The sequence below is a fragment of the Flavobacterium sp. N502540 genome (genome assembly GCF_025947365.1).
Lineage (GTDB): Bacteria > Bacteroidota > Bacteroidia > Flavobacteriales > Flavobacteriaceae > Flavobacterium.
Genome location: NZ_CP110012.1, coordinates 4,123,232 through 4,145,521, shown reverse-complemented (window position 1 = coordinate 4,145,521; position 22,290 = coordinate 4,123,232). Strand labels below are relative to the sequence as shown.

The window sequence follows — 22,290 nt, the reverse complement described above, 5'->3', positions numbered from 1 at the left end:
TTATTCTTTTTAGGTTCGTTATTGAATAAAGCAAATTTCTAAAAAATAAAACAGCAATACAGATACAGTTTTTGTAAATTGCACCATAACAGTTTCTTTTTTATGAAAAATTCCAACTACTTGTATCTGCAATTTGCAGACCGAATTGAAAAGCAAATAAAATCGGGTGTTTTAAATGTGGGCGATAAGCTGCCCTCGATACGGGAAGTCTGTGCCGAAACGGGTTACAGCATGAGTACCGTAAGCAAAGCCTATTATGAAATTGAAAGCAGGTCTCTTATAGAATCAAGACCACAATCCGGTTATTATGTGACTAACATTTCAGCCAGAACCATTCCTGAGCCTTCGCCCAGTAGCCCTGTTTTAAAATGCGTGAACATTGACCGGGAAGATTTAATTGATCAGGTTTACAAAAACATGACTGATCCGAGTATTACGATGCTTTCTTTGGGGTTTCCCTCGAACGAATTGCTACCTATTGCTAAATTAAATAAGGGAATGATTCAGGCCATGCGGCAGCTTCCTAATAGCGGTACAAGTTATGAGCAGGTACAGGGTAATCTTAATCTAAGAAAAGAAATTGCAAGATGGTCCTTTACCTGGGGAGGTTCTCTAACAGAAAGAGACATTATCACCATGCCAGGCTGTACGAGTGCCATATCACATTGTTTGATGACACTAACGAAACCGGGAGATACCATTATTACCGAAAGTCCTGCTTATTTTGGCATCCTGCAGCTGGCCAAATCTCTGGGTTTGTATATCATGGAACTGCCTACCAATATGACTACGGGGATAGAACTGGATGCTCTGAAAAAAGCACTTTCTACTAAAAAAGTAAAACTCTGTTTGCTGATGAGTAACTTCAGCAATCCATCGGGAAGTATGATGCCTGTTGAACATAAAAAGGAAGTGGTGCGATTAATGGAATTTTACAACGTTCCATTAATCGAAGACGATATTCACGGTGATTTGTACTTTGGCTCGAGTCGTCCAACCAATTGTAAAACCTATGACGAAAGTGGAATTGTACTTTGCTGCAGTTCAGTTTCAAAAACTTTGGCGCCGGGATATCGTGTGGGCTGGGTTTCTCCGGGGAAATTCAAAAAGGAGATTTTACGCAACAAAATCTATCATACCCTCTCCACTCCTACCATCACACATCAGGTAGTTGGCGACTTTCTGAAAAATGGCCGCTATGAAAATCACCTTCGAAAAATACGTCAGATATTGAATCACAACTGTACGAACTATATCAATACGGTTTTAGAGTCATTTCCGAAAGGAACCAAGGTAAGTCAGCCACAGGGAGGTTTTTTTCTTTGGATTGAACTTGATAAAAATATAGATACGGCTGCTTTTTATCAATTGGCGATGCAGCATAAAATTAGTTTTGCTCCGGGAAGAATCTTTACTTTTCAAAATCAGTTTTCAAATTGTATGCGATTGAGTTTTGGACTACCCTGGACCAATGAATTAAGATCCTCTATTCAAACTCTGGGAAAATTGATTGATCAATAAAACCAAGTCGCAGTTTGCAGTCGCATTTCACATCTCACATTTCACCCCCATTTTTTTTCTCGAAAATCCCGCAGATTATGCAGATTTTTTTTCTTACATCCAATGGGTCAAAATACATAAAAAAACTGGACAGCCGCATTAACAAAGCGCTGTCCAGTTAACAAATTGAGAAACCAAAATCAATTCACATAATTATAAAACAAAATAAGCGTTGTTTTCCGCTTTCTTTAAATCAGGTTGAAGATCGAATTCTTTGATGATGTCAAACTCGCTTTGATACTCGTTTAACATTTGCATCAGATTCTTTTCGATGGTATTCGAAATTGCCGTTACAGGTGTATCTGTAGGTCTGTTTTCGAATGGATCCTGTAAATGGATTGCCATTTTTTCAATTAAGAAGAATGTTCCTCCGATAATTGTAATTAACGGAACAGCAAACCAGCTCAATAAACTGATAAGCCCAAAAGGCAATAACAAAATAAACAAACACAGCGTCATTCTGATGTACATGCTGTAAGTGGTTGGAAAAATAGTATTTTTAATACGCTCGCATTTTCCCATTGCATCACATAATCTTGACAAAGTATTGTCTATTTCAACCTGCTGATAAACATTTAATCGTTTATCCTTTTTGGCAATTCTAAGATCTCTACCATGAAGCAACAATATCGCATTTGGAATATTCTGATGGTTTTTGACAAAATTCAGTTCTTCTTCACTGATCAAGTCTTTAATTGGCTTTATCGCATCTTTATTACGCAGCGCCTGTCCTAAGCTGTAACACCATGCAATTTGTCTTTTGGTAAAGTTTTCTTTGAATTCATTCGCTTCTACAGAAAACCCAGGATCTTTATAAAAAGTAAGCATTTGTCGCACCAAAGTTCTGGACTCATTTACAATTGATCCCCAAATAATGCGTGCTTCCCACCATCTGTCATAAGCCTGATTGGATTTAAAAGCCAATAATAAGGATATAATTGTACCTACCATGGTAGGAATCGCGATTGGTATTTCGATCGCAACATTTATAAAATAATGATGAAAAATTTCAAATAAAATGGTGTAAGTCATTACAAGTGCCAATTCCACCTTAATTTTCCCGAGAACGTACCTCATTGGAATTCTTTTCTTTAATAACATATCTTTCCGTTTAAATTAAACTTGTATTTTTTTGAAGAAATTAGGCTTTAGGCCAATTCTTCGTAGAGCGAAAGCACCGGGAGACCCGTTTTATCGTTTATGCTCTCTTTTTTATTTTTCTTGAATTGTATTTTCTCTCCTTTGCGGGTTTCCACTAACAAATCGATATCGTATTTTGAAATCGCTTCTGATAAGTAAGGAGCAAAATTCTCGTAGTTGTCTTCAAAACTGGAAGTCTGACTTACAATTTCAAATGAAAAATTGTTGTTCAAAAATTGCTGAACGTCTTTTACATGCATGTTGGCACGGCCGTTTTCGATATAAAGTGCTTTATTGAAGTCTTCTTTGTATTGCTCTGAACCTAAATGCAAAATTGGACACTTTTGATTTCCGGCTAATTGTACCAGGTATTGGTGAATTCGTTTTGTTTCCTGCTTATACGAATTGGTAAGAACTACCAGTTTTATAGCAAAAACATCAATAATACGTTTAAAAATCGGAGAAGAAAGTCCGTATTGATTGTGTACTTTTATTTTACAATTGGGTGTGTGTTCAATAATGTATCGGCAAGTGTCCAGCACTTCTTCCTGACTTGCAGTAAGCCCGGTGCGCATTTCACGTAAAAAATTAGAGGATGAAAAAGCATCAGGAGTTTCTGATACCATCATAAGAATAATTTCGCAATCTGAATCTTTTGCCTGACCAACAGCTGATTTTACAGCACAAATTGTATCGTCTTTTAAAGTAGTAGGTATAAGGAAATTTTTCATAAGTATACTCTTTTAGTTTATACTTACAAAATAACGCCTGCCAAATTAGAAGGGGCTTAATGTGAAATTAGAATTTCCTAAGATTCAACATTAGAAGTCTTAATGTTGCTTTTCTTCGAACTTGTTTTATTGAAGACAATAGTTACAATGGTGCCTTTGTTTTGCTCTGACTGCACCTGAATCTCTCCGTCGTGCATGCGAATGATTTTGGAAGCCAATGGAAGCCCCAAACCGTATCCTATATATTTAGTTGCAATTTTACCTCTAAAGAAAGGTTCATACAAATGCGGAATATCTTCCGGTGGAATCCCGATTCCGATATCGTTGATCGCCACTTTTATCCAGTCCTGATTGGCAGAGAGGGTTACAAAAACCTCATTGTTATCGGAATATTTTACGCCATTGGTAATAATATTATTGATAGCAAGCTCCAAAAGCGGTTTGTTACACGGAATTAAAAGCAAATTCGAGTCTTTAGGGGCAAAGTTAAGTTTGATACTTACACGATTATCCGGATAAATTTTATCTAAATCCGACTTTACATCCATTAATACTTCGTCAATTCTGGCAATATCCAACACCTGTTTTTTACCGTCGTAACCTGTTTGTGTAAGCTTCAGCAAGCTCTCTGTTAAGTTTCCTAATCGGGAAGCCTGACTGTAAATATTTTCAAGGGACTGAATGTATTCCGAAACTTCTCTTTCTTTCAAAAGCATGATTTCAGACTCTGCAATGATTGTCGTTATAGGTGTTTTTAACTCGTGTGAAGCATTATTGATAAAGTTGGCCTGTATTTCGAATGAGGTTTCCAAACGATCCAGCATATCGTTGAAAGTCTCCGTAAGATCTGAGATTTCATCTGAGTTTTTGACTGCCGGCAAACGATTGTGAAGATTGGAAGCACTAATTCTGTTTACTTCTTTAGTAATTCTTGCCACAGGATTAATAACTCTTTTGGCTAAAAAACGTCCCAGAAAGAAGGCCAAAAAGATGAAACCTATCCCTCCGAACAACATGATTTTTAAAATATAAATTGTGGTGGTCGGCCCTTTTCGGTCACGAGCTCCTACAATTACGATGTATTTTTGATTATTCTCTGTAAAAACCTGTCCTAAATAATACTTGTTTTCTACCTCAAAATAGTCTTTTCCGGTTTTTAAAATATTGGTGTAAAACTCATTCGGTAAATTCAAATTTGTGTTATAATCAAAGCTGTTGGCACTGTTTATTTTAAGAACAAACTCTTCTTCTTCGATAAGTTCTTCCAGTCCGTTTTTTTTAAGATTACTGTAGTATTTTATTTTCTCAGGATCATGCTGAAAATGAATAGACGCTACAATTTTGGCCCTGTCTTCGAGCCTTTTTAAGAAATGGTAACGATTATTTTCTCTGAATAGAACAAAAACAACAATACATAGAAGTAATGTACTAAAAGACGACAAGGCTACATAAGTGTATGTTATTTTTTTTCTTATATCCATTTTATGGCTGTATCACATAACCCAGACCTTTCATGGTATGGATGAGTTTGGTTTCAAAAGGTTTATCGATTTTTTTTCTTAAATAAGTAATATATACATCTACAACATTGGTGTTCATATCAAAATTAATGTCCCAGACATTATCTAAAATCTGATCGCGGGAAACAATACGTCCGCTATTTTTAGCGAGATAGTACAAGAGTTTAAATTCTTTTGCGGTAAGAATGATTGATTCTCCATCTCTTTTCACAGTCTTTGCACGACCGTTTATTTCCAAGTCGCCAATGGTTATGGTATCTACTTTTTCGGTATCCTGATGAGCTCTACGGTGCAGTGCATTAACTCTGGCATCAAGTTCTCCAAACTTAAAAGGTTTCACCAGATAATCGTCGGCTCCTGCATTAAGTCCGGTCACTATATTTTCTGACGTTCCAAGAGCGGTTAACAGTAATACCGGAACGAAATTCTTACTGGCGCGAAGTCTTCTGCAAATCTCAATTCCGTTAATATCCGGAAGCATTACGTCTAAAACAACAACATCAAAATTATAATTGTGAATCATCTCCAGAGCAGTTCTGCCATCCAGAGCCACACTAACTTCATTATTGTTTTCGGCAAATCCTTTCCGCAAAATGGACAATAGATTTGGTTCGTCTTCGACTATAAGTAATTTCATCTTAGTTCAGGTATGAATAGCAAAAATAGGGATTGACTTTAAAAATATAAATCACAATAGTTATAAATTATGATTTAATTATGAACAATAGATTCTATTTTCTTCAAAAAAGGCAACTCCAAAGAATTGTTTTTCTCTATAAATGATTTTTTAAAACTGTTGTTATCAGTTCTTAAAGTTACAGCTTAATGTTGCTACTAATCCATATCATAATCTTCTACTTTCTTAGGTAAATTAAGCTGGCTGTATTGTATTTGGGTAATGTTTTTGTTTTTTAAAGCCTTCACTATCATTTCCGGCAGGACCGTCGGTTACTTTGGTTAATTGATTCGAGTTTTCATTCAGATATCCATAAGTTAAATCATCTGTCTGAAAAACAATAGATCGAGCGTCACTGGCTCCATTTCGCTGTCAAAGTATCTGGCATGGTCAGCAGGGAACATTCTCTTTCCGTTTTTAAAGTCGGTCTCAGCAAATAGGTCTTCATTCTTTTTATAGAATCTGTAGATGGTGCTTTTGCTTGCTTTAGTGCTTAAAATAAATTTCTTTAAATTTTCATATTTCATTTCTTAAGTTCGTTACTATCTCGTTATTGGTTAGATACAGGAAGTCCATACAAGGAGGTTAGTCAAGCATCTTTACAATAAATACTAACGAATCTCGAAAAGTGTAGCTTTTTGGCACTTTTTTTTCAAAAATATTTTTTTTGTTTGGTAAATAAGTGTTCCAAAATGAGACACTGGTCAGTGAAGTTTCAAAAAATGTAGAATTTTCGTTTAAGACATCGATGGTATCGATTGGAACAGGTACACAATTTTACAGTACGGGGAGGTAACTTGACATTAAAATCTCAGCATTTGGTTTCAAAACAGCCTATACAGGGAGGGAAGATGCTCTGAGTGATATTTTTCAAATCAATTGAGATTCCGTAGCAGATACAGGCTAACATGAATTCTATTTTAACCGTTTGGTACATCTTAAAGTACTATAAAAGCAAAAGCCACTCCGTTATGGAATGGCTTTTGGTTGATTCTATTTGTCCTCACATACTATAATTGTGCTCTAGTCATGTTATTCATTTCCCAAACCATCTAAATCAAGATTTCCAATATTCTCTTTAATAATTATTTCTGATTCAAATGTATTTGCAAATCCTTCATTCTTATTTCCTAATAAATTACTTCCCAAAAGAAAAATATTTTTTTCTATTAACAGTTGGTTTTCAAAATGACAATCAAAAAAATTTACAAAATCATGAAAAATATTTCCTGTGATATTAATATTTTTTTTATTATGCCCCCCCATCTGGTAATTTACATAGTTCATTACATGATTACTCTTGAAAGTTAACCCTTCTTCAAACCAACAAGAATGAATTGACAAATTATCTATAATGCAATTTTCAATAATAATTTCAAATTTTGATTCAAAAAAATCAAAATTTAAATTTTTAATTTGTGAATTTAATATGTGAAGTAATTCTACATTATTAAATTCAGAGCTGTCAAGCTCATTTAAAATCTTATTTTCAATCTTCATAGGATTACCATTTTACTTTACCTAAATTTACTACTACGCCTTGCGTTACTCTATTTGAAACACCAGAATACATATTTATTGACCTAACTGCTCCATTGTTAACATTTACCATTATTGTTTTAGGAACGTTATTGATAATAACATGTAATGTGTTGTCTCCATTTTTTAATTTTGAGAAATTTTTAGTTACCGTTTCTGATGTTTTCTGAACTATTTTCTCAACTGACATTTCCAAATCATTATGTCGTCCTTTGGCAAATGCATGATTAATGAATTTCTTTAATACCGCCTCATCAATTTTAACACCCGACCTTGAAAACATTGATGTTATAGAACTCCAATTCATAGAACTTTTAAATGTAAAGAACTCAGACAAACCACCAATTCCGTCAGCTATTAACGCAAAATCAATTAAATTTCTTGCAAAAGGAATTTGACTCTCATTATATTTTCTCCAATACTCATTTTTTTCAGCTTGAGTCATGTCTTCAGGCTTTTTCTTACTTGGAGGGTCACCTTCTCCATCGCTTGTAGTTTCTCCAGTAGTACTGCTAGTAAATGTACCATTATCATTATTAGTCCAAGTAGTACCACTAGTAGAATTCATTAATTTTTTCATGAATGATTCTGAAAGCATTCCATCAGGGTCAGTAAAATATACTGGATTATCTAAAGCATAATTATATGGTGACCATCTTCGTCCTTCTTCTGCTAACGGGTCAATGTTCATCCAACGTCCGAGAGCAGGGTCATAATTACGTGCTCCATAGTCGTACATGTTAAGCCCAAGCTCGTCTTGAAGCTCTTTACCATTGTACTTATACTTATTACTAGTAGCTACATAATCATTATATCCCTTGTGTTTCAATCCAAAAGGATAATAATTATTCTCGTCAATAATGGTAAGAACTTGGGTTATTGTATTTTTAGCATAACTCAATCGTATGTTTCCTAAGTGATCTTTGTATTGGTAAACATATTTATAAGAACCTGCGGAAGGCTCTACATAATCTTCCACAGTTCGGAGCTCTTTTATATTCTTTATCGATTTTCTTTGCGTTCACGAGCGGGACGCTCGCGCCAGCGGGGCCGGTCTATTAATTACTATAACTTTATGTATTACCCGCTCTTCATTTTCTATTTCTCTCACAAGATCGAATCCCCCTTTATCCTTCTTATTAATATCAATAACAACATAATCATTTATTATTCCGTCAATATAAAAAACCCCGGGTTCTGTAAATTTAATATTGTAAAAATAAATTTTCCTATTATTATCTGCTCCAAATATTTTTGCACTCTTTTTTAGGTGTTTGTAGTTAGCGTCTGGTTTATTTACAGTTGTTAAATAAAATAGGACATACCTTTTTTTCTTTTTATCATCAAAACTTGTCGTAATAGTATCTAACACACTTTTATACTTTATAACACCATCATAAAGTTGATTGACATACAATGTATCAGGAAATTCTACCTTGTAATCAATTTGTCTCCCTTTGTACGATTCCTTTTTAGTTTTTTCTTCGGTCTCATTATTTTCTTCTCTTTTACAAGAAAAAATTATTGATTGCAATATCACAACAATAAGTATTACTAAATCTCTTCTCTTTATCATGGTTTTAATATCCATTGTTTTTATTATATTCCATATTTTTTTTGTGCGAAGCCTGAACTGCTCTTACAGAATCTCTTGTATTTAAATTTTTCACTGTTGAATCATTGCCTTTTCTAACAACTGTATCTCTAGGCTTTCCGGCATGTGGCGCAGATTGATTACCTCGGATAGGATCAGTTGACGTATAATCATATCTTTGAACCGTCACTGTTTCAGGTGCGGATGGAGTCGTTGTTTCAGTTGTTGATTCCTTTTTAGAATCACCATATTTAAGACTAATACCTATACTCATAGTTAAAGGATTTGCCATTAAACCATCCATTAAAAGGCTTCCAAGCATTTGACCTAAATCTAATAAAGTACCTTGATCACCTGTATCGGCTTGTATTGAACCAGATCCTCGATCAGTTCCCAAATCCCCACTTCCTGCCACGGCATCTCCGCCAACTCCAAAAATTCTTAAACCATCGCTTGATGCATCATAATTATCTGATGATGATATACTCCCATCTGCATTATAATTAAGATCATAGTTACCTGCATCATTAGAAACTTTTTCAGTGTGAGTTGCTCCAATATATTTTTCTCCACTTTTTAATTGAGTTAGCAAATTCCCACTATTAAGATTAGGGTCAAAAACCATATTTCCATTTGCGCCTTTTTTCCAATCATAAGGAGCCATTCCATCAGGATCAATAAATCTTAATGGATTATCAAAACAATAATTATACGGAGACCATCTTCTCATTTTTTCAGCTAAAGGATCTATCGTAGTCCAACCAACTCTTGCAGGATCATATAATCTCGAACCATAATCGTAGAAGTTAAGCCCCAGCTCGTCTTGCAATTCCTTTCCATTATACTTATACTTATTACTCGTAGCTACATAATCATTATATCCCTTGTGTTTCAATCCAAAAGGATAATAATTATTCTCGTCAATAATGGTAAGAACTTGGGTTATTGTATTTTTAGCATAACTCAATCGTATGTTACCCAAATGATCTTTGTACTGATAAACATACTTTTTATCTATGTTATCATAATATCCTTCTGCTGTCGGGAAAAACTCTAATGTTGGTCGCGATGGAACAGCCTGATTTGCTGACTGGGCTGTGAAAACACTAAAAAAGCCTAGTCTCCGCTGGTGAATCTACAACAGGATCAAGAGCAAAGTCCGAGACATTCAGCAGTTTAAAGGTTTGACTTTGGCACAGGTCTATTAATTACTATAACTTTATGTGTTACCCGCTCTTCATTTTCTATAAGCCTTACAAGTTCATTCCCATTTTCATCTCGTTTGTTTATATCAATGCTTATAATGTCCTTAATTATACCATCAATATAAAAAACTCCTGGGCTGGTAAATTTAATATCATAGAAAGGAATTTCTCTATTATTTAAAGCTCCGAAGGTATCTTTTACACTTTTTTTTAAGCTTTCATGATCATAATTTACATCATTTGTTGTAGTTAATATAAAAAGAGTATGTCTATTCTTTGTTTTATTTCCAAAGGTTGTAATTATGGTATCCAAAGCACTTTTATAATCAAGAATACCTTCATATGATTGGTTTACATAAAGCGTATCCGGAAAGTCAATATTATACTCGAGGGATTTCTGCAAATCTTGTTTTTCGAATTTATCTATGATTTTAGTGTCTTTTTTACAAGAAATGAAAGACAATAAAAGTGTAGTAATTAATATAGCAACTGTTTTATTCATAATAAATTTAGTTAAGTTTATGTGCTTTATTTCTTTTTTCAACAATTTTTGCTGCTCTAATAGAATCAGATTTGTTTAAAGAATTTAACTTTGGCTCTTCACCTTTTTTTATAATAGTATCTCTTCCATAAGATTTATGAACTTGAGAGCTATTACCTCCAAAAATATCAGTTGCAGTATAATCATATCTTTGAGCTGTTACTGTTTCAGGTGCAGATGAAGTCGTCATTTCAGTTGTCGATTCCTTTTTAGAATCACTATACTTAAGACTAATACCTATACTCATCGTTAAAGGATTTGCCATTAAACCATCCATTAAAAGACTTCCAAGCATTTGACCTAAATCTAATAAAGTACCTTGATCACCTGTATCGGCTTGTATTGAACCAGATCCTCGATCGCTTCCCAAATCTCCACTTCCTGCCACGGCATCTCCACCAACTCCAAAAATTCTTAAACCATCGCTTGATGCATCATAATTATCTGATGATGATATACTCCCATCCGCATTATAATTAAGATCATAGTTACCTGCATCATTAGAAACTTTTTCAGTGTGAGTTGCTCCAATATATTTTTCTCCACTTTTTAATTGAGTTAGCAAATTCCCACTATTAAGATTAGGGTCAAAAACCATATTTCCATTTGCGTCTTTTTTCCAATCATAAGGAGCCATTCCATCAGGATCAATAAATCTTAATGGATTATCAAAACAATAATTATACGGAGACCATCTTCTCATTTTTTCAGCTAAAGGATCTATCGTAGTCCAACCAACTCTTGCAGGATCATATAATCTCGAACCATAATCGTAGAAGTTAAGCCCCAGCTCGTCTTGCAATTCCTTTCCATTATACTTATACTTATTACTCGTAGCTACATAATCATTATACCCCTTGTGTTTCAATCCAAAAGGATAATAATTATTCTCGTCAATAATGGTAAGAACTTGCGTTGCCGGATTTTTAGCATAACTCAATCGTATGTTACCCAAATGATCTTTGTATTGGTACACATATTTATAAGAACCTGCGGAAGGCTCTACATAACCTTCGACTGTTGGGAAAAACTTCAGTACTCCATTATATCCACTACCTGGTCTTTTACATTTGTTGGCCATACTTTCGTATTGAAATCCTCCCAGGTAGTCTGTAATGGTAGTGATACAAGTACCTTTATTGACCGTTTTACTCAGTTTTACGCCATTTGCATTGTAAATGTACTCAATATTTCCAGTGGTCGCAAAAGTAATTTTTACGGGTAAATTCAAATGGTTGTAAGTGACAGAAGTGATGTTTTTGTTTTTATCGGTAATCATATTTCCATTAGCGTCATAAGTAAAATCATCATCTGCTTTATTACCATCTTTAAAGCCTTCGCTATCATTTCCGGCAGGACCGTCGGTTACTTTGGTTAATTGATTCGAGTTTTCATTCAGATATCCATAAGTTAAATCATCGGTCTGAAAAACAATAGACGGAGCGTCACTAGCTCCATATCGCTGCAGGAATTTAATGTTTCCGTTTTTATCGTAACTTAAACTTTCGTTATAGGCCCCTGAAATCGGAATGGCATCGTTTGGCTTGCTGTAAATGGCATTAGTTAAACGATTCAGATTGTCGTACTGATAGCCATAGGAACGCTTGGTAAGATCGGTGTTGGTCTTCCAATAGGTTTCTGAAATATTTCCATTGTACAAGGCCTGAACCTGTGAGTTGCCTGGTTGTTTGTCGTAATTAATCTTAAAAGCAAACAAATCCAACGGATCTGTGTCTTGCTGTAGGTTTTCAACATTGTTGATTCCGGTGAGCCAACCTCTGATGTTGTAGCTATAATGTACTTTCTGTAAAGGACTTGCTGTGTTGTTTCCAACATTTTTAACGATCAATTGTCCTAAGTCATCATAAGTGTTCTCTGCTAAAAGTTCTACCGTTCCTCCATTGATTTGATGGGTGTGCGTCAGCAAACGATCTTGTCGTGAGTAGGTATATTCCTCTCTTATGGTGAGCTCGGTATCTCCTGAGGTACGTTTATGTTTGGTGATGGTATAGAGTGACTTTCCAATAAAATCAAGTTTGCTGTCGATATTGGTATAACCGCTTAGATAATTTTGAGTTCGTGTACTTATTGCTCTGGCTTTTCTGTCATAAAAAGTAGTAGTGGTTTCTCCCAATGTTTCTGATGCCATCGTTAGGACTCTTGTCCAGCTTCCGGTAACCAGACCTTTGACATTGTCTAAGACAGGCTGCTCTTCGATGGTTACGGGTTTGGTCGCAGCATTAGGAAAAGCATAGTCGTCATAATAGGTAACCGTTAAAAGTTTAAAGTTAGTTGGAGCAATGTTATTACTATAATACACGGGGATGTCCTCAATGGTTTCTGAGGTCTGTTTCGTTTCAAATATAACATTGGCTGTATTTTGAGCATCCTGTAATGCTTTTCTGGTGGCAGCATTCGAAGACTGACCTTTCCAGCCAGTATAAATGGGTCTGCTAAAAGCATCGTATTTGGTAATGATCCAGCCTTCGGTTGTTTCATCTTTAAAGGGCGAGAAAGCCGGTCCCGTGGCTACAGGACGATCGAGTTTGTCATAGACTATAAACTCCCATTGCTTACCGGGTTGTTTTTTCTCGACCAAACGATTGCGATAATCGTATTTGTACTGGTAACACAAACCGTTTAAAACATCATCATTAACCACACCCGTTACTTTTGGCGGCAGTACATAAGTCAGATTGCCATAAATATCGTAAACGTAGTACGTATCGTGTCGATTGCCTGAATTGTAGGTTCTTTTAAGAATGATTTGTCCTTCCGTGTTTTTAAATTCTACTGTAGAGCCTGATGACTCACTTGGGTTTGCTGTTGTATTCTCGTCGTAGGTCACCGTTTTATAGAGTTTTCCTTCGGCATACGTTCCTGCATCTATAAGACTAATATCGTACAATCCTAAGCCTGCCTGCCAACTGGTATTGGCTTTATAAAGTTTGACGGCATCGGCAGCTGTATTGCTCTGATGATCGATTTTAATTTCATGTCCATTACCCATTGCCCAGGGAACTCCCGGAGCGGCTTGTTTGAGAACACGGTTTAGGGGTGATGCTTCAAATGCTTTTTGAGAAAAAGGATTGGGAGAATCGTCATATTTTTCAGTACTATAAAAGACAGTTGCCGCATTTATAGCTGCTGTAGGGTCGATCTTGGGGTAATTGTTGCTTCCGTTAGCCACTGCATACGGCAGGTATTCTTTAGCTTGTCGTCCAAAACCATCATACTCCATAGGTGTTACAATGTCTTTGCCTCCTGTTCCCTGACCAATAGCGATGGTTTGTATCGGGCGGCCTAATCCGTCAAAATACGTCACATTCTGACTCACTTCATCTTTGGTCAACGTATTCAGATTTGCTGCCTTAACCGGTTTTTTTGGAGCAAGTGTGTATACAAAGTTGTCATTGCTTAAAGTCTGGGCAGTTAAATCCACACTGACAGACAATAACAGAAACAATACCACTAGTTGCTTTTTCATAATCTATTCTGGTTTAGTCTTTTGGTTAGTCAAATTCTTTCGCCGAGTCTAATACACCATTTTGTGAGTTTTTTACGTTTTTCCACATTCTTTTAAACTCTAATAAATTTATGCCGATGAAACGAATCCATAACAGAAAATTAAATAACTGGTAGTGTTTATGAAATAACAGGGTCATAACATTACGTATTTGTAAGTCTAAAAAAACAAGAACTGTATTTGATAAAGCTGAAACCCTAGGAGAATGAAAATTTCTTTATTGAAATTTTTTAATCCAAAAAAAAAACGCAACGATCAAAGATCGTTGCGCATAACATAATTTTTACCGTTTTGACGGACTTAAAAAGGCACCTTTAATAACTGTACTAAAAAAATTGGACGAACTACAATTTGATCAAAAACAGATCTTTCAGATAAATCATAACTGACAATTTCGCCATTAAAAAATCCTTTTATTTTGTAATGAATTTTGGGTTGATTAAATTATCCAGTGAATAAATTTCGTCCCATTTTTCCTGTGTGATTAATTTTCTTTCGATCACCGCAATCTGATGTACACTTTTATTCAATTTTAAAGCTTCACCTGCAATACTGGCGCTTTCTTCATACCCTAAAATTGGATTTAACTGAGTCACAATTCCAATACTATTCATGACCATATTGTAACAGTGATCTTCATTTGCAGTGATTCCAATGATACATTTATCAATTAAAGTCTGAATTGCGTTTGAAAGATAATCCAATGAAGTAAACATGGCAAAAGCAATTACCGGCTCCATCACGTTCAATTGCAATTGTCCCGCTTCGGCTGCCATAGTTACAGTTAAATCTTGTCCGATTACATAAAAACAAGTCTGATTTACCACTTCCGGAATTACCGGGTTTACTTTCCCTGGCATGATAGAAGATCCCGGCTGACGTGCAGGCAGATTGATTTCGTTGAAACCTGTTCTTGGCCCTGAGCTCAACAATCTTAAATCGTTACAGATTTTAGAAATCTTAACGGCTGTTCTTTTCAATGTTCCCATGATTTGAACATAAGCTCCGGTATCTACAGTAGCTTCAATTAAATCAGGAGAAAGGGTTAACGGAATTCCAACTTCTTTTGCTAAGTAGTTGACACAAATTTCAGGGTATCCTTCCGGTGCGTTTACTCTTGTTCCGATAGCTGTTGCTCCCATATTGATCTCTAAAACCAAACTTTGAGCGTCTCTTAATCTTCTAACATCTTCTCCAATAGTAGTAGCATAAGAGTTAAACTCCTGTCCTAAAGTCATAGGAACAGCATCCTGCAATTGTGTTCTTCCCATTTTCAGAACACTTTTGAACTCTTCTCCTTTTGCAGCAAATGCCACTTCAAGACCTTCTAAAGTTTTAATAAAACTTTCTATTTTCAGATAAAGTGCAATTCTAAAAGCTGATGGATAAGCGTCATTAGTAGACTGAGAACAGTTTACGTGATTGTTTGGGTGTAAGAAGTTATAATCTCCTTTTTTATGTCCTAAATATTCTAAACCAATATTAGCGATTACTTCGTTAGCGTTCATGTTCACCGAAGTTCCGGCTCCACCCTGAATCAAATCGCTTACAAATTCCTGATCAAATTTTCCGGCAATTACCTGATCACTTCCATAACAAATTGCTTCGGCTATTTTAGCGTCTAAAGCGCCACAGTCTTTGTTGGCCAAAGCTGCTGCTTTTTTTACATAACCTAATGCTTTGATGAATAAAGGTTCTTTTGAAATAGGAATTCCTGTGATATTAAAATTCTCTACCGCTCTGAAGGTTTGGATACCATAATATAGATGATTTGGAATATCTAATTCCCCTAAAAAATCATGCTCTTTTCTTGTTGATCCCATATAATTTAAATTGTTACGTTTTAACTTTAAAAAACAGTGTAAATCTACATCAAATTACCCTCATAGGAAAATATTTCAAATCAAATACTGCTAAGATTTTCTTAAATTTTACCTCTAAAATTAAGTACTTAACATTTTAAGGATCAAAAAATATCAAATTCATAAAAAACACCTCTAAACAGAACTCCTTAACTGTATCAGACAAAAGGTCTTAACCTTCTTTTTAATTCAATCAGAAAGTCATCTCCGGGATCGAAAATTATCTTTATTTCTCAACCGATAATACTGGTATAATTAGTATCTTTTCAGTTTGAAAATCATCCTTAAAAATCGCCTTGAAAAAAGAATCTCAATATTTCCTTGATAAAGAATACGATACCATTATTTATGGTAAAGATGATGTCAATTTTAAAGATTTTGAGTGTTGTGTTTTTAACAATTGTAATTTTTCCGCCTGTACTTTTTTAGCCGTTACTTTTATCGATTGTGTTTTTAACGATTGTATTTTCAGCGAAGCCAAAATTAATTATGTAGCCTTTCGAACCGCTACTTTTAATCGCTGCGAAATCAAAGACGTTAATTTTGCCATGTGCGACAAACTGATCTTTGAAATTCATTTTTACGATTGCATTTTGGATTTTTCAAAATTTTACACCTTGAAGATTAAGGGAACTACTTTTACCAATTGCAGCTTAATTGCTGTAGATTTTATGGCTACCGACCTCACCAGCGTCCTGTTTGACAATTGCGATTTGTACCGCTCTGAGTTTGACAAGGCCATCGCCAATAAAGCCGATTTTAAAACCAGTTACAATTACACCATTGATCCCTCAAAAACTAAACTCAAAAAAGCGATCTTTGCTTTACCTGAACTAAAAGGATTGTTGTTTAAGCATGATGTGATTGTGAGTTAAAGTCATAAAAAAAAGCCAGTATAAAAACCGGCTCATTATTTTTCTGTATTTCAACACATAGCTACATAGATTTTTTAGCTGAAAGTAGGCGTTTCACTTTTAATAAAACACAGAACGATATAAAAAAGGAATATCTTTCTCTAATACCCACTTTTCAAATCTCACATCTAACATCTCACTTCCGAAAATGCATCTATGGTTTTATTTTAGAACTTCTTCTCCATTACATAATCCTCCATCAAGTAACCGTTTCCGATATCGAGATCAGCTTCTCCAACAACTTCAAAACCTATCTTTTTATAAAAACCTAAAGCCGAATTGAATCGGTTCACATTTAAAGACAGCGCCTTAGAATTATTCTCCGCACCTAATCTTTCAATTTCTTCCATAACCTTTTTGCCAATTCCTTTCCCCTGAGTTTCGGGTAAAAGATAGATTTTATGAATTTTAGTTATCGCTTGTCCTTTATATTTATGTTCAATCCCGATAAACCCTACCGTAGATGTACCTTCATCAACTCTGTAAAACAATTGTTCTCCTTTGGCAAACTGCTCGTTTAAAGCTTCTTCTGAGTAAAAAAGCGCTAACATATAGTCCAATTGTTCTTTACTTAAAATTTCACCATATGTAATAGGCCATGTGATATGTACTATGTGCTGAATTTGTTTAATATCGTTAACTGTAGCTTCTGAAATTGCAATCATATTCTATTTTAAAATGCTTTTATTACTTTGTAAAAACTTGATTCTCCTGTTCACTTACCCTAATAAAGGTAGTTCGTTTGGTAAGTTCCTTTAGACGTGAAGCTCCTACATAGGTACAAGTACTTCGCAAACCGCCTAAAATATCCAATATTGTATTTATAACCTCCCCCTTAAAAGGCACCTGCACTGTTTTACCTTCACTTGCTCGGTACTCAGCCACTCCTCCAACATGTTTCTCCATAGCTGTTTTAGAACTCATTCCGTAAAACTGCTTGAATTTCTGTCCTTCTTTTTCAATCACTTCACCACCACTTTCTGTATGTCCTGCCAACATTCCGCCTAACATTACAAAATCTGATCCGGCACCAAATGCTTTTGCCACATCTCCCGGTGTCTTACAGCCACCATCACTAATAATATGTCCGCCTAAACCGTGAGCAGCGTCAGCACACTCAATAATAGCCGAAAGCTGTGGATATCCCACCCCTGTTTTTACACGGGTAGTACAAACAGAACCACCACCAATTCCCACTTTTACTATATCAGCACCGGCTAACAGCAGTTCCTCGACCATTTCTCCCGTAACTACATTTCCGGCAATTATAACTTTGTCTGGATATTGTTTGCGGGTTTGCTTCAAAAACTGCACAAAATGTTCTGAGTAGCCATTTGCAACATCGATACAAATAAACTTAAGCAATGGATTCTCTGTAATAATCCGGCTTATTTTTTCAAAATCTTCTGTCCCTGTTCCCGTACTGATCGCAATATGATCATAAAAATCAGTTGTCTTATCTTTTAAAAACACCTTCCATTCTTGTGGAGAATAGTGTTTATGAATGGCCGTAAAGAGTTTTTCTTTCGCTAAAACTTTGGCCATTTCAAAAGTTCCCACCGTATCCATATTGGCGGCCATAATCGGAACTCCGGACCAGGTTGAAGTACTGTGCAAGAACTTAAAATTTTGCTTTAAAGAGACTTCCGATCTGCTTTTTAGCGTCGATCTCTTTGGACGAATCATTACATCTTTAAATCCCAGTTTCAAATCAGTTTCTATTCTCATAGGTTTCCGTTTTTGTGGCTCTCAAATATAGTGAATTGCAGATTGTGAATTATGAAATGTTAGATATAAAATACTAGTTGTGAACTGTTAAATGTGAAATATTGGATGTTAACTGAATACTAAATAATGCCCACCGAAAACTGTAAACTGTAAACTGTAAACTGTAAACGTTACCCGTGAATAGTTTCTCCTTTTCCGTAATTGGTAATAATTGATTCTTCGAAAGCCAGCCACTCTCTCCAGCGTTTTTCTACGTCAATTCCAACGCCGTACTTTCGGGCATAGGTGATAAAAGTGGTGTAATGTCCGGCTTCGCTTTCCATTAACTCTCTGTAAAAAACAGCCAGTTCTTCGTCCTGAATATTTTCAGAAAGTACCTTGAAACGCTCACAGCTTCTGGCCTCGATCATCGCAGAAAAAAGCAATCTTTCAACCAGTCCGGAAACACGGCTTCCGTCACCGCTTTTCTTCATGTACTGATACAGTTCGTTTACGTAATCGTCTTTACGCTCACGTCCAAGCTTCAATCCTCTTTTAATGATGATGTTGTGAACCTGTTCAAAATGATCGATTTCTTCTTTGGCTAAAGCCAATAAATCCTGCACTAAATCCTGATGCTCCGAATTATTAGTGATAATCGTAATCGCATTTGTTGCTGCTTTTTGCTCACACCAAGCGTGATCCGTCAGGATTTCTTCAATATTTTTCTCTACGATATTGACCCATCTTGGGTCTGTTGGCAGTTGTAATCTTAGTACGCCCATTTTTTTATTTTATTTGTTTCAAGTTTCTTTTGTTTCAGGTTTTCTTTGTTTCAAGTTTCAAGTTCCTTTTGTTGCAGGTTTCAGGTTGCTTTGCAAGACCAAAAAGTTTATCTTTCTATGTCTTTTACGTTACAAAACCTGAAACTTGAAACTTGAAACTTTTTTCCCATTTCAACTTACTCCCCAGAACTAAAAAAAGTTTAAAGTTCTATACTTTTTATAGTACAAAACTTTAAACTTGAAACTTTTAAGCTTGAAACTTTATTAGTATACGAAAATTGGTCTTTCGCTCATCATGTCATTTACTTCATCTGCTACTTCTTCGATAACCGCTTCGTTTGTATGATCTGTAAGTACTTTGTCGATTAAAGCAACAATCTTTTCCATATCATCTTCCACTAAACCACGAGTTGTGATTGCAGCTGTTCCTATACGAATTCCTGAAGTTACAAATGGTGATTTATCATCAAATGGAACCATGTTTTTATTTACTGTAATTTCGGCTTTTACTAATGCATTTTCAGCTTCTTTACCAGAAATACCTTTGTTTCTTAAGTCGATAAGCATCATGTGGTTATCTGTTCCGCCAGAAATAATGTTGTATCCTCTTTTTACGAAAGCATCAGCCATAGCGTTTGCATTTTTCTGCAATTGCATAGCATAAGTAAAGAAATCATCTTTAAGTGCTTCACCAAAAGCTACTGCTTTAGCAGCAATGATGTGCATTAAAGGTCCACCTTGATTTCCAGGGAAAACAGCAAGATCTAATAAAGAAGACATCATTCTGATTTCTCCTTTTGGAGTTTTTAAACCTTGTGGGTTTTCGAAATCTTTCCCCATCAAGATCAAACCTCCACGTGGTCCGCGTAATGTTTTATGAGTGGTTGTAGAAACAATATGACAATGTGGAATTGGGTCATTCATCAATCCTTTAGCAATAAGACCTGCAGGATGAGAAATATCAGCAAACAAGATAGCTCCTACGCTGTCTGCAATTTGTCTGAAACGTGCAAAATCCATATCACGAGAATAAGCCGAAGCTCCTGCAATGATTAATTTTGGCTGTTCTTTAGTGGCAATTTCCTGAATTTTATCATAGTCTAAACGACCAGTTTCAGCATCTACACCATAAAAAACAGGACGGTACAAACGACCTGAGAAATTTACAGGAGAACCGTGAGTTAAGTGGCCTCCGTGAGATAAGTCGAAACCTAAAATAGTATCTCCAGGATTTAAACATGCATGGTAAACTGATGTATTAGCCTGAGATCCAGAGTGTGGCTGAACGTTTGCATATTCAGCTCCAAATAATTCTTTGGCTCTGTCAATAGCAATCTGCTCAATTACGTCTACTACTTCGCATCCTCCGTAGTATCTTTTGCCAGGGTAACCCTCTGCATATTTGTTAGTTAAAACAGAACCAGCTGCTTTCATTACCTCATCACTTACAAAATTTTCTGAAGCGATAAGTTCTAATCCGTGAATTTGTCTGTCCTTTTCTTCTAGTATAAGGTCAAAAATTTGTTCGTCGCGTTGCATTTTTTCGTTTTTCGTTAATTTCCTGCAAAAATACAAAAAAACGTTTGTCAAACTGTTAGATTATGATATATTTGACATAGAATTTTTCAACAAATAATTAACATTCACATGCCAATAACCGCTAACGATACTAAGAGAAAATCATGGTTAGAAGTACCAGAAAATAGTGATTTCCCTATTCAAAATATTCCATTCGGTATCTTTCTTACCAAAGAAAATGTTGTTACTGTAGGAACAAGAATTGGCGATTGTGCTATAGACTTAGGGGCTCTACAACAATTAAACTATTTTGCAGGAATAGATCTGACTGATGATATGTTCATGCAGGACACTCTTAATGATTTCATTTCTTATGGAAAAATAACCTGGAGATTAGTCCGAAACCGAATCGCTGATATTTTCGACGAGACCAATCCGCAATTAAGAGATTCAAAAAAAGACCGCGATATTGTTATTTTCAATATTGATGATGTCGAAATGCAATTACCTGTTTTAATTGGTGATTATACTGATTTCTATTCCAGTAAGGAACACGCAACGAACGTTGGAAAAATGTTCCGTGATCCTGAAAACGCTTTATTACCAAACTGGTTACACATTCCGGTAGGATACCACGGAAGAAGTTCTACCATCGTTCCGTCAGGAATTCCGGTACACCGCCCGATGGGACAAACTTTACCTGCAGGGCATGATACCCCTGTATTTGGAGCATCCCGTTTAGTAGACTTTGAATTAGAAACTGCTTTCATCACTACAGATGTAAATGTAATGGGCGAAAACATTTCAACTTACGAAGCTGAGGACTATATTTTCGGAATGGTTTTATTAAACGACTGGAGCGCACGTGACATTCAAAAATGGGAATATGTACCACTTGGACCTTTTTTAGCTAAAAACTTTGCTTCTTCAATCTCTCCATGGATTATTACAATGGATGCCTTAGAACCTTTTAGAACTAAAGGCCCTAAACAAGATCCTACCCCACTTCCTTATTTACAAACAAAAGGGAAAAAGGCTTACGATATTCATTTAGAAGTTGCTTTAAAACCTGAAAATCAGGAAGAAACCGTAGTTTCAAAATCAAACTTCAAATACATGTACTGGTCTATGGCACAGCAGTTAACACATCATACCTCTAACGGATGCCGTGTAAACTCTGGTGATATGATGGGTTCAGGAACTATTTCCGGTCCAACTGAAGACAGCTTTGGTTCGATGTTAGAGTTAACCTGGGGAGGAAAAAACCCAATAGCCTTAAATGGCGGAGGTGAACGTAAATTTATAGAAGATGGCGATACAGTAATCATCAGAGGTTTCTGCGAAAGCAATGAAGTACGTATTGGTTTTGGAGAAGTTTCAAGCCAATTGTTACCTCCTTTTGTGAGACAATGAAGAGATCCTGCCGTATCGAAAGATATATAAACAAAAAAACCTTGTTAGCTGACTAACAA

The 22,290-nt window shown here is 35.6% G+C and carries 19 protein-coding genes; 3 read left to right on the top strand and 16 right to left on the bottom strand.

Annotated elements, in window-relative coordinates; all coding sequences use genetic code 11:
* The first annotated feature begins 102 nt into the window (after positions 1–102).
* Positions 103–1,521 (top strand): PLP-dependent aminotransferase family protein, encoded by a 1,419-nt coding sequence (locus OLM58_RS17420; RefSeq protein ID WP_017497066.1) that lies wholly within the window; start codon positions 103–105, stop codon positions 1,519–1,521.
* Between the two features lie 192 nt (positions 1,522–1,713).
* Here OLM58_RS17420 and OLM58_RS17415 read toward each other — a convergent pair whose 3' ends face one another.
* The 12 genes from OLM58_RS17415 to aspA all read right to left on the bottom strand — a co-directional run bounded on the left by OLM58_RS17415 (position 1,714) and on the right by aspA (position 15,855).
* Entirely contained in the window at positions 1,714–2,661 is a 948-nt protein-coding gene (locus OLM58_RS17415) for a bestrophin family protein (protein WP_264529898.1), read from the bottom strand.
* A 47-nt stretch (positions 2,662–2,708) separates the two neighbouring features.
* Positions 2,709–3,431, bottom strand: coding sequence for a hypothetical protein (locus OLM58_RS17410; RefSeq protein ID WP_264529897.1), 723 nt, complete (start codon positions 3,429–3,431; stop codon positions 2,709–2,711).
* 77 nt (positions 3,432–3,508) lie between these two features.
* On the bottom strand, positions 3,509–4,912 hold the full coding sequence (locus OLM58_RS17405; RefSeq protein ID WP_264529896.1) for a sensor histidine kinase: 1,404 nt from the start codon (positions 4,910–4,912) through the stop codon (positions 3,509–3,511).
* 1 nt (position 4,913) lies between these two features.
* The gene (locus OLM58_RS17400) at positions 4,914–5,588 is read right to left on the bottom strand and encodes a response regulator transcription factor (protein ID WP_264529895.1); all 675 of its coding nucleotides are present in this window, start codon (positions 5,586–5,588) and stop codon (positions 4,914–4,916) included.
* A 356-nt stretch (positions 5,589–5,944) separates the two neighbouring features.
* Positions 5,945–6,154, bottom strand: coding sequence for a hypothetical protein (locus OLM58_RS17395; RefSeq protein WP_264529894.1), 210 nt, complete (start codon positions 6,152–6,154; stop codon positions 5,945–5,947).
* Between the two features lie 505 nt (positions 6,155–6,659).
* Positions 6,660–7,127: a hypothetical protein gene (locus OLM58_RS17390; protein WP_264529893.1), complete on the bottom strand. Its 468-nt coding sequence runs from the start codon at positions 7,125–7,127 to the stop codon at positions 6,660–6,662.
* 4 nt (positions 7,128–7,131) lie between these two features.
* Positions 7,132–8,145: an RHS repeat-associated core domain-containing protein gene (locus tag OLM58_RS22095; protein ID WP_319802353.1), complete on the bottom strand. Its 1,014-nt coding sequence runs from the start codon at positions 8,143–8,145 to the stop codon at positions 7,132–7,134.
* Positions 8,146–8,187: 42 nt separating this feature from the next.
* Positions 8,188–8,757, bottom strand: coding sequence for a hypothetical protein (locus OLM58_RS17380; RefSeq protein ID WP_264529892.1), 570 nt, complete (start codon positions 8,755–8,757; stop codon positions 8,188–8,190).
* Positions 8,747–9,727, bottom strand: a complete 981-nt coding sequence (locus OLM58_RS22090) for an RHS repeat-associated core domain-containing protein (RefSeq protein WP_319802352.1) — start codon at positions 9,725–9,727, stop codon at positions 8,747–8,749. The genes OLM58_RS17380 and OLM58_RS22090 overlap by 11 nt, the downstream gene beginning before the upstream one ends.
* A gap of 209 nt (positions 9,728–9,936) precedes the next feature.
* Positions 9,937–10,467 (bottom strand): hypothetical protein, encoded by a 531-nt coding sequence (locus OLM58_RS17370; RefSeq protein ID WP_264529891.1) that lies wholly within the window; start codon positions 10,465–10,467, stop codon positions 9,937–9,939.
* A gap of 7 nt (positions 10,468–10,474) precedes the next feature.
* On the bottom strand, positions 10,475–13,993 hold the full coding sequence (locus OLM58_RS17365; RefSeq protein ID WP_264529890.1) for an RHS repeat-associated core domain-containing protein: 3,519 nt from the start codon (positions 13,991–13,993) through the stop codon (positions 10,475–10,477).
* Positions 13,994–14,445: 452 nt separating this feature from the next.
* Positions 14,446–15,855, bottom strand: a complete 1,410-nt coding sequence (gene aspA / locus OLM58_RS17360; protein WP_017497071.1) for an aspartate ammonia-lyase — start codon at positions 15,853–15,855, stop codon at positions 14,446–14,448.
* A 335-nt stretch (positions 15,856–16,190) separates the two neighbouring features.
* On the opposite strand from aspA, the gene OLM58_RS17355 reads away from it, so the two are divergent.
* Positions 16,191–16,769, top strand: a complete 579-nt coding sequence (locus OLM58_RS17355) for a pentapeptide repeat-containing protein (protein WP_264529889.1) — start codon at positions 16,191–16,193, stop codon at positions 16,767–16,769.
* 206 nt (positions 16,770–16,975) lie between these two features.
* On the opposite strand, the gene OLM58_RS17350 is transcribed toward OLM58_RS17355, so the two are convergent.
* The 4 genes from OLM58_RS17350 to glyA form a co-directional block, all read right to left on the bottom strand.
* Positions 16,976–17,473 (bottom strand): GNAT family N-acetyltransferase, encoded by a 498-nt coding sequence (locus tag OLM58_RS17350; protein ID WP_264529888.1) that lies wholly within the window; start codon positions 17,471–17,473, stop codon positions 16,976–16,978.
* Positions 17,474–17,495: 22 nt separating this feature from the next.
* On the bottom strand, positions 17,496–18,536 hold the full coding sequence (locus OLM58_RS17345; protein ID WP_264529887.1) for a GMP reductase: 1,041 nt from the start codon (positions 18,534–18,536) through the stop codon (positions 17,496–17,498).
* Between the two features lie 170 nt (positions 18,537–18,706).
* Positions 18,707–19,300 carry a tRNA-(ms[2]io[6]A)-hydroxylase gene (locus OLM58_RS17340; RefSeq protein WP_017497075.1) on the bottom strand — a complete coding sequence of 198 codons (594 nt, stop codon included), beginning with the start codon at positions 19,298–19,300 and terminating at the stop codon, positions 18,707–18,709.
* Positions 19,301–19,564: 264 nt separating this feature from the next.
* Positions 19,565–20,839, bottom strand: a complete 1,275-nt coding sequence (gene glyA / locus OLM58_RS17335; protein WP_264529886.1) for a serine hydroxymethyltransferase — start codon at positions 20,837–20,839, stop codon at positions 19,565–19,567.
* Positions 20,840–20,947: 108 nt separating this feature from the next.
* Between glyA and fahA the strand changes: the two genes are divergently transcribed.
* Positions 20,948–22,231: a fumarylacetoacetase gene (fahA, locus tag OLM58_RS17330; RefSeq protein ID WP_264529885.1), complete on the top strand. Its 1,284-nt coding sequence runs from the start codon at positions 20,948–20,950 to the stop codon at positions 22,229–22,231.
* Positions 22,232–22,290: the final 59 nt, after the last annotated feature.